A 14,724-nucleotide genomic window follows, 5' to 3' on the forward strand; every position below is an offset into this window, starting at 1 on the left:
CGTCCAGAGGCGCGTCGGCGGCGGCGCGCCCGGCGGCACCCGGCCGCCCGCGCGCCGCCGGACGGCTCAGCCCTGTTCGGTGATGTTGACCATCCACGTGATGCCGAACCTGTCGACGCACATCCCGAACACGTCGCCCCACATCTGCTTCTCCAGCGGAACGGCGACGGTGCCGCCCTCGGACAGCTTCTCCCAGTAGCCGCGCAGCTCGTCCCCGTCGTCGCCGCTCAGGCTCACCGAGAAGTTGGTCCCGGGCCTGTGCTCCATACCGGGCGGCGTGTCCGCGCCCATCAGCGTGTAGCCGCTGGGGCTCTCCAGCATGCCGTGCATGACCTTGTCCTCGTACCCGGGCGGGGCCTCGGAGCCGAACTCGCCGAACGTGCTCACGTTCAGCGTGCCGCCCAGGACGGTCTGGTAGAACTCCAGCGCCTGTCGCGCGTCACCGGAGAAGCTGATGTACGGGTTGAGACGCGATGCCAAGGGGTGCTCCTTCGGAAGGACGGACCGGTACGGGCGGCAGCCTACGGGCGTGATGACCGGAATCTGATGATCTGAGGCTTCCGGTCGCCCGTCTGGTCCTTCACCCGGATCCCGTCCTCGCGCGCTCCTCGCCCGGCCCCGGCCCGGAGGCACCACGGCGCGGTGGTGCGTCCGGGCGGCGGCGCGTCCCCGCGTCAGACGGTCTCCGCGGCGGTCGGCGTCCGCAGGGCGTCGGCGATGCCCTGCGCCAGGAACGGGATCCGGTGGGCGGGGACGCCCGCGATGTTGATGCGTCCCGCGGTCGTGCCGTAGATGCCGGAGCGGCGGCGCATCCGCAGCATCTCCTCCGGCCCGAGGGGCAGCATCGAGAACATGCCCTTCTGCCCGGCGAGGGCCCGCGCCTCCCGCTCGTGGCCGAGTGCGCCCAGATGGGCGACGAGGTCCTCCCGGTTGGCGGTGATCCGGTGGCGCATCACGTCGAGTTCGGCATGCCAGGCGGCCCGCAGGGCCTCGTCGTCCAGGACGGTGGCGACGACGGCGGCGCCGTGGTCCGGCGGCATCGAGTAGAGGGTGCGCGCGGCGTTCTGCAGGGCGGTCTCGACGTGCCGGAGGGCGCGCGTCGAGGAGCCGACCACGACGGCGCACCCGGTGCGGTCGCGGTAGAGGCCGAAGTTCTTGGAGCAGCTGACGGCGATCAGCACCTCGGGGAGGCGTTCGGCCAGCATCCGGGTGGGGCGCAGGTCGGCGTCGAGACCGTCGCCGAGGCCGTGGTAGGCGAGGTCGACGAAGGGGACCCAGCCGTTCGTCGCGGCGAGTCCGGCCAGCTCCTCCCAGGTCGCGGAGGAGGGATCCGCGCCGGTCGGGTTGTGGCAGCAGCCCTGCAGCAGGACGACGTCGCCGGGTTCCGCCCGGCCGAGGTCCTCCAGCATGCCCGTCGGGTCGGACGGCGCGGCCGGGTCGAGCCACCGGTACGTGCGGACGGTGAGGCCCGCGCCTTCGAGGATGGGGCGGTGGTTGACGTACGCGGGGTCGCTGATCCACACCGTGGTGCCGGGGCGGGTCTGCCGTACGAGATCGGCGAGGAGGCGCAGGGCGCCGGTGCCCGCGACGGTCTGGACGGCCGTCGCGCGCTCGGTGAGGGTCCCGGTGCCGAGGACGGTGGCGAGCATGGCGCGGTTGAAGGCGGCGTTGCCCGACAGACCGAGGTACTCCTTGGAGCCCGAGCGTTCCGCCAGGCGGATCTCGGCCTCCCTGACCGCCGCCATGACGGGGGTGACCCCGGTCTGGTCGCGGTAGACGCCGAGGACGAGATCGAGGCGCTCGGGGCGCGGGTCGGCCGCGTACTCGGCGGTGAGGTCCCACAGCGGGTCGGCGGGCGGGACGGGCAGCAGCTCAAGCATCGGAGGGCACCTTCTTCCGGGAGCGTCGGTTGGCGAGGGCGACACCGAGGGTGATGAGGGGGACGCCGATCAGGACGGGCAGGGTCGGGGACTCGTCCAGCAGGGGCACGGCGAGCAGGACGACGGCGACCGGGCTGAGGCTGCCGACGACGGAGCTGCGCTCCGGGCCGAGCCGGCGGATGGCGAAGGCGTACAGCAGCCCGGCGCACAGGCCGACGCCGAGCCCCTGGACGACGAGGAAGAGCGCGATGTCGGCGCCGGCCGCGTGGGCGAGGCCGGTGGGCAGGACGCCGGTGAGGGCGAGGAGGGCGATGACGGCGAAGGAGGGCAGGCAGAGCAGTCCGATGGACCCGACGGGGTCGAGGTCCACTTCCCGCAGGCCCACGGTGTAGAGGGCCCACAGGCCGCTGGCGACGAGCAGCGTTCCGGTGCCGAGCAGGACGTCCGCGTCCAGGGCGGCGGTGTAGCGCCACACCAGGGCCACGACGCCGGCCACGATGAGGGCCAGGCCCGCCGCCTGCGTGCCCCGCGGTGCGCTCTTGCCGCCCGCGACCACGAGGGCGGAGACGAAGAGCGGGACCATGCCGGGCACGATCGCCCCGACGAAGGCCGCCGAGGTCAGGGAGCCGCCGTACATGGCGGCGAGGAAGAAGGGGACCCCGGCACCGCAGACGATCTTGGCAGCGGGGCCGAACCGGACCGCGGCCAGCCGGCGCCTGCGCCGCCACAGGGCGGGGGCCAGGACCACGAGGGGCACTCCGAACCGCAGCAGCGCGGCGTCGGCCGGCAGCAGCGTCGAGGCGCTCAGGGCGCGGGCGCTGAGCGCGAACGCGGCCCAGATGCCCACGGTGAGCACCAGCGCGACCATGCCGACGGCCTGCGGGGAGAGCCGGCCGAGCGGCCCCGCTCCGGAGGTGCCGGGCGCGCGCGCCTCGTCGCGCCCGACTGCGGGCGGTATGCGCGTGTCCGGTGTCCCCACCGTTCGCGCCCCCACCGATTGCGTTGCGGCCACCGCGCCATTCCTCCCGCTCGAACCGTCCCGAAGGCGTCGGGGCGGAACCGGTATGCGGTTGTGCCCCCGGGAAGCAACGCTAGAGCTTTCTCCGGGGCAGCCGATTGCCAGTTATGCCCTCCCGCTCTAGCGTGGGGGCAGAATCTGCCAAGAATCGCCGAGAACGACCGGGAGAGCCGATGGACGCCGTGGATTTCCGGATCATCCACGAGCTGCAGGCGGACGGCCGCCTGTCGAACCAGGACCTCGCCGACCGGATCAGCCTGTCCCCGTCCCCCTGCCTGCGCCGGGTGCGCCGGCTGGAGGAACAGGGTCTGATCGGCGGCTACACGGCCACCGTCGACCAGGTCGCCTTCGGCCTGCCGATCACCGTCTTCGTACGGATCCGCCTGGAACGCCACACCGCCGAGGCGGTCAACGTCTTCGAGCAGCACGTCGGACTCATCGACCACATCCAGGACTGCTATCTGATGGCCGGCAGCAGCGACTACCTCCTCCGGGTCGTCATCGAGAGCCTGGAGGCCTACGAGGCGCTCGTCCGCACGCGGATCCACGCGATCCCGGGCATCGCCTCGATCGAGTCCAGCTTCGCCTTCGGCAGCGTGAAGCAGTCGCGGGTCTACCCGCGCCCGGGCGTCCCGTCGCGGTCAGGCGCGGGCGGCGCCGCACGCTGAGGGCGCCCGTCCGGACCGCGGAACGGCCCCCGACTTCCGCGGTTCACCCAACCGCAACCGGGTCAACTCCACCGCAACACCGGGTATCCTCGCGCGCGCCCTACCTTCCGATCGCCCTCGTCCTGCGATCGAAAGGTTTGGCATGCTCAGTCGGAAGGTCACCCTGGTGGCCCTCGTCGGCGTTCTCGCCACCGGAACCCTGGCCGCCACGGCCCTGACCGGCCTCGCGCCCACCGCCGCCGCGGCGGGCACCACGTTCACCGCGTCCGCCGACACGTACGTCGACAGCCAGAACACCACCACGAACTACGGCGCCTCGCAGCAACTCGGCGTGGACGACAGCCCGGTCAAGCAGATGTTCCTGCGCTTCGACGTCACCGGGCTCACGCAGCCGGTGACCGGCGCGAAGCTCCGGATCCACGTCGACGACGTGGCCGGCGCGGAGAGCGGCAACGGCGGCACGTTCCGCGCCATGTCCAGCACCACGTGGTCCGAGACGGCGGTCACCTACGCCGGCCGGCCCCCCATCGACGGGGCCACGCTCGGCACCCTCGGCTCCGTGGCCCGCAACACCTGGTACGAGGTCGACGTGACCTCGTACGTGAAGGGCAACGGCACCTTCTCCATCGGCGTGACGTCGTCGAGCACCAACGGCGCCGACTACGACGCACGGGAATCCGGCGCCACCGCGCCGCAGTTGGTGATCGAGACGGGCAGCACGCCCACCCCGACCCCGAGCACCTCCACCACCCCGCCGCCGGGCGGTGACCCGGTGTTCGTCGGCGCGGGCGACATCGCCACCTCGGGCTCCGGCGACACCGCGACCGCGAACCTGCTCGACGCCATCCCCGGCACGGTCTTCACGGTCGGCGACAACGCCTACCCGAACGGCACCGCCTCGGACTTCTCCACCTACTACGAGCCGACCTGGGGCCGCCACAAGGCGCGCACCAGGCCCGCGCCGGGCAACCACGACTACAACACCTCCGGCGCGTCCGCGTACTACTCCTACTTCGGCGCCAACGCGGGTCCGGCGGGTCGGGGTTACTACTCCTACGACCTCGGCGACTGGCACGTGGTCTCGCTGAACTCCGAGACCTCCATGGGCGTCGGGTCGGCCCAGGAGAAGTGGCTGCGCGCCGACCTCGCCGCCAGCGACAAGCCGTGCACGGTGGCGTACTGGCACAAGCCGCGCTGGACGTCCAGCTCCAGCCACGCCCCCGAGCCCGCGACGGGTCCGCTGGTCCAGGCGCTGTACGACTACAACGCCGAGGTCATCCTGACCGGCCACAACCACCAGTACGAGCGCTTCGCGCCGCAGGACCCGAGCGGCCGGCTCGACACCGCGCGCGGTCTGCGGCAGTTCGTCGCCGGCATGGGCGGCGCGGACCTCTACGGCTTCGGCACCATCCAGCCCAACAGCGAGGCCCGCAACAACGACACCTTCGGCGTCCTGAAGCTCACCCTGCACGCGAACAGCTACGACTGGCAGTTCGTGCCGCAGGCGGGCAAGACCTACAACGACAGCGGCACGGGCACCTGCCACTGACCCCGTCCGCCCGGCCCGGACGCCGGCCCACCCCCACACCCGGAGGTCGTCACCCCCGTGTATCTCTCCACGATCGGCAGGAGGCGACTGCCGACCGACTCCCCGGTGCCCGGACCGCGCGGCCGCTGGACGGTGATCGGCGGCAACGTCCTCGCACTCGGCACCGTCAGCCTGGTCACCGACGTCTCCGCCGAGATGGTCACCGCGGTGCTGCCGCTGTACCTCGTCCTCGGACTGCAGCTCAGCCCCGTCGCGTACGGCGCCCTCGACGGTCTCAACACCGGGGCCACGGCCCTGCTCAGGGTCGTCGGCGGCTATCTGGCCGACCGGGTCAGCCGGCGCAAGGCGGTCGCCGGGGCGGGCTACGGCCTGTCGGCCCTCGCCAAGCTCGGCCTGGTGGCCGCGGGCGGCTCCGTGACGTCGCTCGGCATCGTGCTGACCGCGGACCGGGCGGGCAAGGGCCTGCGCACCGCTCCCCGCGACGCCCTCATCACCCTCTCCACCCCCGAGCACGCGCTCGGCCGGGCCTTCGGCGTGCACCGGGCGATGGACAGCATCGGGGCCTTCGCCGGCCCTCTCGTGGCCCTCGCCGTGCTCACGGCCGCCGGGCAGTCCTTCGAGGCCGTCTTCGTCACCAGCTTCTGCATCGCGGCCCTGGGCGTACTGGTGCTGTTCCTCTTCGTCCGGGACCGCAGGGAGGCCCGGCCGCCCGCGGGCACCGTCTCGCCGCGCGCCGTGGGCCGGCTGGTGCGTACGGCCCCGGTGCGGCGGCTGGTGTGCGCCGCCGGCCTGCTGGGACTCGCCACCGTCGGCGACGGCTTCGTGTACCTGCTGCTCCAGCGGCGCGAGTCCCTGTCCGTCGGCTGGTTCCCACTCCTCGCCGTCGGCACGAGCCTGTCCTACCTCCTGCTGGCGGCCCCGCTCGGGGCCCTGGCCGACCGCGTCGGACGCCTGCCGGTGATGCTGGGCGGCTACGGCGTCCTCGCCCTGGTCTACCTCCTGCTGCACGGCCCGCTCGACGGTCCGGCGCTCCTCGTCACGGTGCTGTTCCTCTACGGCCTGTTCTACGCCTCCACCGAGGGCGTCCTGATGGCCCTCGCGGGGCCCGTCCTGCCCGAGCGCCTGCGGACCACCGGCATCGCCCTGATCCAGAGCGGCCAGGCACTGGCCTACCTCGGCTCGTCCGTGCTCTTCGGTCTCGCGTGGCAGGCCTGGGGAGCGGCGGCGGCGAGCCGGGGGGCGGCGGTGGCGGTGGTCGTCACCGGAACGGCGACGGCCCTGCTCCTCGCTCCATCGGCCCGCCGGACCCCCGAGCGCTCCCCCGCCACCGGCAGCTCCCCCACCGCCCAAGGCTCCCCTGCCCCGGACGAAAGGCCCGGCTCCTCCTCATGAAGGCGTTGAACGCCCCCACCCAGCGGGGGAAGATCCTCGTCACCGTGCTCGCCGCCGTCCTGCTGACGGCCCTGGCGGCCGCCACCGTCGTCCGTGCCCGGCAGAACGCGTCGTCCGCGCCCTCGGTGAACGACCGCACACCGGCCGCGGCCTCCCCGGTGCTCGCCGGCCGGCCGGGCGCCCGGCTTCGGGTGCTCAGCAACGGGCTGCTGTCCACGGTGCCGCTGGACGACCCGTCCGGCCCGCGCACCGTCACGTCGACCCGCTGCGACCGCGCGTACACGGCGGGCGGCACCACCGCCTGTCTGACGCCGGCCGGGGCCCTCAGCGGCCCCCGGCTCCTCGTCCTCGACGAGGAGCTGAGGACCCGGCACACCGTCGCGCTCACCGGACTGCCCAACCGCACCCGGGTGTCCGCCGACGGGCGTCTGGTCGCCTGGACGCTGTTCGTCGGCGGGGACTCGTACGCCGGCGGCGGCTTCTCCACCCGGACCGGGATCCTGGACACGCGCACCGGCCGGGTCATCGGCTCCCTGGAGGACTTCGCGGTCCTCCGGGACGGCCGCCGCCACCGGGCGGCGGACGTCAACGTCTGGGGGGTGACGTTCGCGGCCGACGACAACCGCTTCTACGCGACGGTGTCCAGCGCCGGGACCCGTTCGCTGGTCGAGGGGGACATCGCGGCCAGGACCCTGCGCACCCTCGCGGACGACGTCGAGTGCCCGTCGCTCTCCCCCGACGGCCGGCGGATCGCCTTCAAGCAGGCCGTCGGCGCCGACCCGGCCAGGGGCTGGCAGGTGTCCGTCCTCGACCTCGCGACCCTGCGCCGCACGCCGCTGGCGGAGACCCGGAACGTGGACGACCAGGCGGCCTGGCTCGACGACAGCACTGTCGCCTACGCCCTCCAGCGCCCGGACGGCACCGACGACGTGTGGACGGTCCCGGCGGACGGCTCGGGCAGCCCGCGCCTCCTGGTCCCCGGCGCCGACTCGCCGGCCGTCCTGCCGGCGGTCTGAGGCCGGCCGCGGAGGCCCACCGCGGGCGAGGCGCCCGTGGTCCGCAGGAGCGTGCGGCCGGGGTCCGGCCCGGTCACTCCTCCGCGCGTCTCCCGGGCCCGAACCGGCCGAGGAGCGCGCCGAGGAGGACCGCGGTCAGGGTGCCGGCGACGACGCCGCTGCCCAGGACCGTGCGGGCCCAGGCGGGGAACCCCGCGTACAGGTCCGGCGTGAGCAGGGGCAGCAGTCCGGCGGTGAGCGCGAGGGCCGCGGTCAGGCTGCCCGCCCCCGTGCCGGACAGGTCCGCCCGGCGGAGCATGTCGACGCCCATGACGGCGATCACCGCGTAGACGACGAGCGACGAGCCGCCCACGACGGCCTCGGGCAGACCGGCCAGCGCCCGCGAGACCGGCGTCGCCAGACCGAGGACGACCAGGAGGACCCCCGCCGCGGCGGTCACGGAACGGCTGCGCACTCCGGTGAGCCGGCCGATGCCGATGTTCTCGGCGCTGGTCACCATCAGGGACGTGCCGAGGAGTCCGCCGGCCAGGGAGACCAGCGCGTCGGCGCGGGCCACGCGCGGAACGTCCCGTTCGGGAGCGGGTGTCCGGCCGACGGTCTCGCTGTTGAGCACGGTCTGTCCGGTGATCTCCGCGAGGGTCGTGAGGCTGAACACGAGCAGCGGCAGGGCCGCCACCGGATCGAACCGGGGTGTACCGAAGGGCAGCAGGGCGGGCAGGGCGAAACCGTCGCCCGTCACCGGGGTGAAGGCGCCGAGGCCGGTGGTCACCGCGACGACCGTCCCCGCCGCCATCCCGAGGAGGACGGAGGTCTGGCGCCAGACGCCGCGCAGCAGCACGTAGCCGGCGACGGTGGCGGCGACCGTGAGCGCGGCGAGGAGCACCGCGCGCGGCTCCCCGGCACCGTCCGGTCCGGTGACGAGCCGGGCGGACACCCGGATCATCGCGATCCCGATGAGCAGCACGGTCACGCCCATGACCAGGGGCGGGAAGAACCGGACGACGCGGGCGTAGAGCGGCAGCACGGACAGCAGCAGCGCCGCCGCCAGCAGGACGGCGCCCGTCGCGGTCGGCGCCCCGTGTTCCTGTGCGATCTGGAGGAACAGCGCGGTCGCGGCGCCGCCGGGGAGCATCACGAAGGGCAGGCGGCCGCCGATCCGCCACACGCCGAGGGACTGGAGCAGGGCGCCCGCGCCGCACAGCAGCAGGACGGCGCTGAGCAGCGAGGCGGTCGGTCCCGGCGGCATCCGCAGCGTGCCGGAGACGAGGAGGACGGTGGAGACCGGGGCGGCGAGCATCGCGAGGACGTGCTGGGCCGCCAGCGGGACGAGCCGGCGCACCGGCACCCGCGCGTCGACGGCCTCGTCCGAGGGGGCGGGAAGGGCGGCCGCGCCGGGGGACGTGGCGGGCGGGCCGGCGGGGGCGGGCGTCATGACGTCGTCTCCAGCCACGGGATGTCGGACGCGGCGTAACGGTAGGCGCGGAAGACCGCGTTGGGCTGGGACGGGAAGATCCCGCGGACCTCGCTCTCGGCGTATCCGGCGAAGTACGGGACGACGTACTCCCAGCACAGGTAGCCGTCCTCGGTCACTTCGAAGAGGCGCCCGGCCGGGGAGTCGGTGACGAGCGTGTTGCCGTTCGGCAGGCGCTGCGCGGAGCCCATGAAGGGCGCGAAGAAGAACTCGCGGGCGGGGTCGTGGTACTCCCACCCGATCTCGCCGGTCGCCCGGTCGATCTCGACGACCCGGGAGTACGGCACGTCGTGGCCGGGCCGGAAGACGCCGTTGTCGAAGACCAGCAGTCGGCCGTCGTCGAGTTCGGTGGGCGCGTGCTGCTGGCTGACGGTGCCGGGGCCGCTGCGCCACAGGATCTCGCCGGTGCGGCGGCTGATGACGACGACGGCCGAGACGCTGCGCAGACTCGCCAGGATGTTGCCCTCGCGCAGCGGGGTCACGCTGTTGATCAGGGGCCAGTGCTCGCGGGCGTACGCCTCGTGCAGGGGGAAGGAGGCGGGGTCGAGGTGTTCCGCCGCGCGCCAGGACCACAGGAGTTCGCCGTCCGGGCCGACCTCCCGGATGGTGTCGGCCCAGACGACGCCGTCCGCCGCCTCGGAGCCGGGCACCCCGCCCCGTACGGCCGTGGCCTCGGACCCGGTGAGGGCCTCCAGGGCGGTGTAGAGGATGCGGCCGTCGTCGAGGTGGTGGGCGTCGTGGTGCTGGAGGGGGTCGCGGTGCTCCCGGAGCACGGTGCCGTCGGGGGCGGCGTGGAGCATGACGCCGCCCCGGTACTTGTGCCACATCGGGAAGAGCGCCTGCTCTCCCGGGAGTACGCCGTTGTAGGCCAGGGTGCCGTCGGTGAGGAGGCGGGCGTGGCGGCCGGGCCGGTAGGGCAGTTTCCACCGGTGCGCGGTGCGGCCGTGGAGGTCGACGAGATAGACCTCTCCGGTGCCGGTGAGCGGCGCGAAGAGGGTGAGTCCGTCGAAGGCGGCGGTCTCGTCGACGGCGATGAGCCCGGTGGGGCGTCGGCGACGTGAATTCTGGTCGATCGGGGGCATGTCGGAACTCCTCGCTTCAAACTTTCTTTGATGAGAGCAACCGACTTTGACGGTAGGGGCGTTGTGTGACGGGCGTGTGTCAGGAGTACGAAACCGGCTCCGGGCCGCCGCCGTGCGCGGCGTAGGGTGCGGTCAGGCAGTGCCCACGAGGGCGGACGGGGCCGTGGGGCGGGGAGGGACGGGACGATCCATGGATGCCGCGAACACACCGCGGGTGGGAGCCGCCGTACGCCGCCGGCGCCGGGCGCTCGATCTGACGCTGGCCGAGGTGGCGGTACGCAGCGGGCTCTCCTCGCCGTTCCTGAGCCAGATCGAGAACGACCGGGCGCGCCCCAGCATGCGGTCGCTGCAGCGGATCGCGGACGCCCTCGGCACGACGGCGGTCCAGTTGCTCGCGGCCTCGGACGAGACCCGCACGGTCGACGTGGTGCGGGCGGGCGACGACAGCGGCCTCGACCGGGAGGCGCGCGTACGGCCGGTGGTGCGCGGCCGTCACCAGCTGCACGCGCTGGAGTTCGTGGGCGAGCACGAGGCGGACCGCGAGTTCCGGCACCGGCACGACGAGCTGATGTACGTGGCGGACGGCTCCGTGGAGGTGGAGGCCGACGGCCGGGTGCACCGGCTGGGACGCGGGGACACCCTGCTGCTGTCGGGCGGCGTCCGGCACCGCTGGCGCACCACCGGGGCGGGCTCGCGCGTGCTGGTGGTCGCGATCGGCGACCATGTGGAGGTGCTGGGGTCCTGACCCGCCCCGGAGGCGCTCGCGATCAGCCGCGGGAGAGCTCGCCGAGCAGCTTCCACGTGCGGCGCCGGTCGTCCTCGCCGCTCAGGTCCGTCGCGGTGAACACCACCTCGGTCGCGCCCGCGTCGCGGTAGCGCCGCACCTCGGCCGCGACGGTCTCCTCGTCGCCGAGGACGGCCAGGTCCGCGGCCCGGTCCGCGCCGGACAGGTCGAGGGCGCGCCGGTAGGAGGGAATGCGCTCGTAGAGCGCGAGCGCCTCGGCGGCCCGCTGCCGCACCCCCTCGGGGTCGGCCGTGACCGCGCCCGGCACCAGGGCGACGACCCTCGGCGCCGGCCGGCCCGCGGCCTGCGCGGCGGCGGTCACGGCCGGAACGATGTGCTCGCCGAGCGCCCGCGGGCCGGCCAGGAACGGCAGGATGCCGTCGGCGAGTTCACCGCTGACCCGTACGGCCTGGGGCCCCATGGCGGCGACCAGGACCGGCACCGGCGGCTGCGCCCCGGGGACTGCCGCCGAGTACGGCGTCGTGGCGGTCAGCAACTCGCCGTGGAAATCGGCCTGGCCCGTTTCGAGGAGGGGCCGCAGAGCCGTGAGGAACTCGCGGAGCAGACCGATGGGCCGCCGGTACGGGAGGCCGAAGGCGGTCTCGGTGAGGTGCGGGGTGCCGAGGGCGAGCCCGAGGTGGTAGCGGCCGCCCGTGGCGGCCTGGGCCGTCTGGGCCTGGCTGGAGACGAGCAGCGGATGGCGGCCGAAGAGGGGGATCGCCGAGGTCCCCACCTGCAGGCCCGGTACCTCGCGCCCGACGATCGCGGCCAGCGACGGCGAGTCGTACGCGAAGGACTGACCGAACCACGCGGAGTGCAGACCGGCGTCCCGCGCCTCGTGCGCGAGCCGTACGGTGACGTCGAGGGGGAGCTGCCAGGAGGTCGAGCCGAGCGTTACTCCGAGAGTCATGTACGCCGCAACAGGGCTTCCCGGTAGCGGCATTCCCGTCCGGTGTGAACAACACGTGTCACGGGCGCCCTTGTTCGGGGCTCGTCGATCACCGCACCGCCGGCCGGCGGGACCCGGCCGCGCCGCAGCGGCACGCCCGGGGGTCGTCGGCCCGTCCCGGCAGGCCGGTGCCGACGGCCGTCCCGGCACGGCGCCCCAGTCGGGGCGACCGGGGCGCGGGCGGGGCCCGGGCGGCGATGCCCGGGCCCCGTGTGGGCGTCTCCGGCCCGGGCGGTCAGCCGACCGTCCACCGCTGGAGGGCGGATCCGGTGTCGGGCTGCTGGGTGACCGGGGCACCGCCGGCGGTGGAGGCCGCGGTCAGCGCCAGTCCGCCGGCGGCTGAGGTGAGGGCGTAGGTGCCGGACGGCTGCCGGACGATGTTCCACCGCTGGTTGGCGCCGCCGTGGCAGGTCCACTGGATGATCCGCGCACCGGCGCTGGTGGAACCCCCGTCGACATCGGCGCACTTGCCCGACGAACCGTTCCTGAGTTCGTAGGTGCCGTCCGTCTGCCGGGTGAGGGTCCACTTCTGGTTGGCACCGCCGTTGGGGGCCCAGGTGATGAGCTGGGTGCCGTTGGCGCTGCTGCTGTTCGGGTTGTCGAGGGCGTTGCCGGCGACCGTGAGCGTGTGGACGCCGTCGAGGGAGGCAGCGACCGACCAGGTGAAGGTCACGGTGCCGGTCGCGGTGCCGGAGGAGGCGGTGACCGTGACGGTGGAGGTGCCGACGGTGGTCGGGGTGCCGGTGACGAGGCCGGCGGAGCTGATGCCCAGTCCGGCCGGGAGGCCGGTGGCGGTGAAGGTGAGGGGCTTGTTCCGGGAGTCGGTGGCCGCGATCTGGAGCGAGACGGCCTGGCCCAGGGTGGCGGAGCGGGGGCCCGGGTCGGTGACCGTGACCGTCTCCGGGGCCTGGCCCGTGGGGGTCAGGCTCAGGGTCTGCTCCGCCGCGGTGCGACTGCCGCCGACGGGGTTGCCGGTGGCGTTGCTCCAGCTGCGGACGGGGGTGGTCTCGGCGGGGCGGCCGGGGTCGGAGGAGAGGCCGAGGACGAGGCCGCTGTAGCGGTTGACGAGCTTGTACGTGCCGGTGCGGCTGTTGTCGGCCGGGGACGCGCCCGGGATGACGAACCAGTCCTGCCCCGCGCCGGCGGCCGCCGGGGTGACCGTGGGCCTCGTTCCCCAGGCGCGGGTGCCCGGTCCGGAGGAGGCTACGCCGAGGAGGTTGCCGGTGGACGCGTTGGCGATGCGGTAGGAGCCGTCTCCCTTGGCGGAGAAGGTCCAGGTTTCGAGGGCCGAGCCGGTCGCGGCGGCGAGGGAGGTGGTGGCGGTGCCGCCCGCGACCTGGGCGAGGACCCGGCCGCCGCCGGTGATGCGGTAGCCCGTGGAGGTGTCGACGGGAGCGGGCGGCGCGCTGGAGTCGACGGTCAGGTTGACGTACTCACCGGAGGAGCCGCCTGAGCAGCCGAAGGAGCAGTACGAGCGGAAGTTCCTGCCGACGATCCCGGAGCCGGTCCTGGTGGCGCTGTCGAGGAACCAGCGGTACCAGGAGGCGTTCCGGTAGCTGCCGGTGTCGCCGAGCCGGAACCACTTCTGCGTGGTCAGGTCGCCGGTGGCGTAGAGCTCCTGCGGGGCGTTGCCGCTCTGGTCCACGGCCTGGGGCTCGCCGATGTAGAGGCCGAGGTGGGCGTTGTACGTGATGTCCATGACGAACAGCGGGGAGGTGGGCGGTGTCAGGCCGCCCGCGACCTGCTGGGCGACGGTCCCGGCGTTGGCGGGGTCGTACTCCTTCTCCTTCGGCACGTAGCCGGTGGTGCTGCCCGCCCCGACGGGGACCATCGTGGACTCGCGGCCGCCGACGCCGGGCTCGGTCCAGGTGCCGTCGTACCACTTCCGCCACGAGCCGGGCGCCATCTTGCCGGAGAGCGGCGCACGGGCGACGTGTCCGTAGAAGGCGGCCCAGCCGCCGCCCTTGTTGACGATGCGGGAGCCGTAGAAGGCGTAGAAGTACCCGGAGGCGGTGTCGACGAAGAGCCGCGGGTCCCCGGTGCCGTAGTGGTAGGTCTGCTGCGGGAAGGCCGTGGTGTCGCCGCGCAGGGTGCTGTGGTGCGAGGTGATGACGTGGTCCTTGACGGTCCACGTGCGGCCCTGGTCGGTGGAGACGGCGTAGTCGATCCCGTCGAAGTGGACGCCGTCGCCGAAGGGCTGCGGGGTGAACTCGTTGTGCACCAGGCCGTACCAGTCGCCGGTGTCCGGGTCGACCCACATCCCGGTGAGGTCGCAGTAGTTGCGGTGGGCGTAGCCGCTGCCGGCGGGCGCCTGGGTGGAGCGGACGCCGGTCGGGCTGTTGTCGCAGCGCCAGGTGGTGTCGTTGTTGCGGTCGACGGGGTTGTCCGGGTCGGCCGCGTCGCTGATGGCGGCGGAGCGGGTGGCGGTGTCGAGGTCGCCGCCGGTGAAGAAGCTCCACTTGCGGGGGTCGTCGGCTCCGTAGAGCGCGTGGGCCTGCTGGTAGTAGAAGGTGCCGTCCTTGTCGATGTACGGGCTCGCCGGGGTGTCGTCCGGGTGGGTCCACGAGCCCTTGGCGCCGACGGAGACGGTGTAGGTGGCGGCGCTCGGCGTGACCGCCTTCGGTGCGACGGTCCTCGGTGGGACCGTCTTCGGCGTGACCGTGGTGGGTGGGACGGCGGCGGGTGCGGGGGCTGTGGCGGCGGAGGCCGTGGGGGCGGCCAGGGAGCCGCCGGCCGCCAGGGCCAGGGCCGCCGCGGCGAGCACGCCGACCAGTCGGGTGCGAGGAGCGTTCACGAGTACTCCTTGGCTGGGGGGAGCCGGGGTGGCACGGACCCTAGGGCCTTTTTGACCGGTAAAACAAGAGCCGCGCAACAAGCGGATCCCCTGCCGTGCAGGGGAGTTGGGCGGGACGGCC

Annotated in this window: 12 protein-coding genes; 5 read left to right on the forward strand and 7 right to left on the reverse strand. The window is 73.8% G+C overall.

All coding sequences use genetic code 11. The features are described from left to right. Positions 1–66: 66 nt before the first annotated feature. The 3 genes from ACGF1Z_RS02470 to ACGF1Z_RS02480 all read right to left on the reverse strand — a co-directional run bounded on the left by ACGF1Z_RS02470 (position 67) and on the right by ACGF1Z_RS02480 (position 2,892). Complete coding sequence (locus ACGF1Z_RS02470; RefSeq protein ID WP_392999038.1) at positions 67–480, reverse strand: VOC family protein; 414 nt, start codon at positions 478–480, stop codon at positions 67–69. A gap of 194 nt (positions 481–674) precedes the next feature. Beyond that, on the reverse strand, positions 675–1,880 hold the full coding sequence (locus ACGF1Z_RS02475) for an aromatic amino acid transaminase (RefSeq protein WP_392999040.1): 1,206 nt from the start codon (positions 1,878–1,880) through the stop codon (positions 675–677). Then, entirely contained in the window at positions 1,873–2,892 is a 1,020-nt protein-coding gene (locus ACGF1Z_RS02480; protein ID WP_392999042.1) for a DMT family transporter, read from the reverse strand. The genes ACGF1Z_RS02475 and ACGF1Z_RS02480 overlap by 8 nt, the downstream gene beginning before the upstream one ends. Before the next feature lie 179 nt (positions 2,893–3,071). On the opposite strand from ACGF1Z_RS02480, the gene ACGF1Z_RS02485 reads away from it, so the two are divergent. The 4 genes from ACGF1Z_RS02485 (at position 3,072) to ACGF1Z_RS02500 (ending at position 7,523) form a co-directional block, all read left to right on the forward strand. Further along, the gene (locus tag ACGF1Z_RS02485) at positions 3,072–3,566 is read left to right on the forward strand and encodes an Lrp/AsnC family transcriptional regulator (RefSeq protein WP_392999044.1); all 495 of its coding nucleotides are present in this window, start codon (positions 3,072–3,074) and stop codon (positions 3,564–3,566) included. Between the two features lie 142 nt (positions 3,567–3,708). Continuing rightward, positions 3,709–5,115 (forward strand): DNRLRE domain-containing protein, encoded by a 1,407-nt coding sequence (locus ACGF1Z_RS02490; RefSeq protein WP_392999046.1) that lies wholly within the window; start codon positions 3,709–3,711, stop codon positions 5,113–5,115. A gap of 57 nt (positions 5,116–5,172) precedes the next feature. Next, on the forward strand, positions 5,173–6,507 hold the full coding sequence (locus ACGF1Z_RS02495) for an MFS transporter (RefSeq protein ID WP_392999048.1): 1,335 nt from the start codon (positions 5,173–5,175) through the stop codon (positions 6,505–6,507). Continuing rightward, positions 6,504–7,523, forward strand: a complete 1,020-nt coding sequence (locus ACGF1Z_RS02500) for a TolB family protein (RefSeq protein WP_392999050.1) — start codon at positions 6,504–6,506, stop codon at positions 7,521–7,523. The genes ACGF1Z_RS02495 and ACGF1Z_RS02500 overlap by 4 nt, the downstream gene beginning before the upstream one ends. A 73-nt stretch (positions 7,524–7,596) precedes the next feature. Here the strand turns inward: ACGF1Z_RS02500 and ACGF1Z_RS02505 are convergent, their stop codons facing one another. Together ACGF1Z_RS02505 and ACGF1Z_RS02510 are read right to left on the reverse strand one after the other, a co-directional pair. Then, positions 7,597–8,955, reverse strand: a complete 1,359-nt coding sequence (locus ACGF1Z_RS02505) for a uracil-xanthine permease family protein (protein WP_392999052.1) — start codon at positions 8,953–8,955, stop codon at positions 7,597–7,599. After that, positions 8,952–10,076, reverse strand: a complete 1,125-nt coding sequence (locus ACGF1Z_RS02510; protein ID WP_392999054.1) for an aryl-sulfate sulfotransferase — start codon at positions 10,074–10,076, stop codon at positions 8,952–8,954. Before ACGF1Z_RS02510 ends, ACGF1Z_RS02505 begins: the two co-directional genes overlap by 4 nt. 190 nt (positions 10,077–10,266) lie before the next feature. Between ACGF1Z_RS02510 and ACGF1Z_RS02515 the strand changes: the two genes are divergently transcribed. Beyond that, entirely contained in the window at positions 10,267–10,821 is a 555-nt protein-coding gene (locus tag ACGF1Z_RS02515) for a helix-turn-helix domain-containing protein (protein WP_392999056.1), read from the forward strand. Positions 10,822–10,843: 22 nt separating this feature from the next. Here the strand turns inward: ACGF1Z_RS02515 and ACGF1Z_RS02520 are convergent, their stop codons facing one another. Both ACGF1Z_RS02520 and ACGF1Z_RS02525 read right to left on the reverse strand, forming a co-directional pair. Then, entirely contained in the window at positions 10,844–11,770 is a 927-nt protein-coding gene (locus ACGF1Z_RS02520) for an LLM class F420-dependent oxidoreductase (protein WP_392999058.1), read from the reverse strand. 274 nt (positions 11,771–12,044) lie between these two features. Then, entirely contained in the window at positions 12,045–14,603 is a 2,559-nt protein-coding gene (locus ACGF1Z_RS02525; protein WP_392999060.1) for an RICIN domain-containing protein, read from the reverse strand. Positions 14,604–14,724: the final 121 nt, after the last annotated feature.

It is taken from the genome of Streptomyces sp. NPDC048018, from assembly GCF_043202995.1.
Taxonomy (GTDB): domain Bacteria; phylum Actinomycetota; class Actinomycetes; order Streptomycetales; family Streptomycetaceae; genus Streptomyces.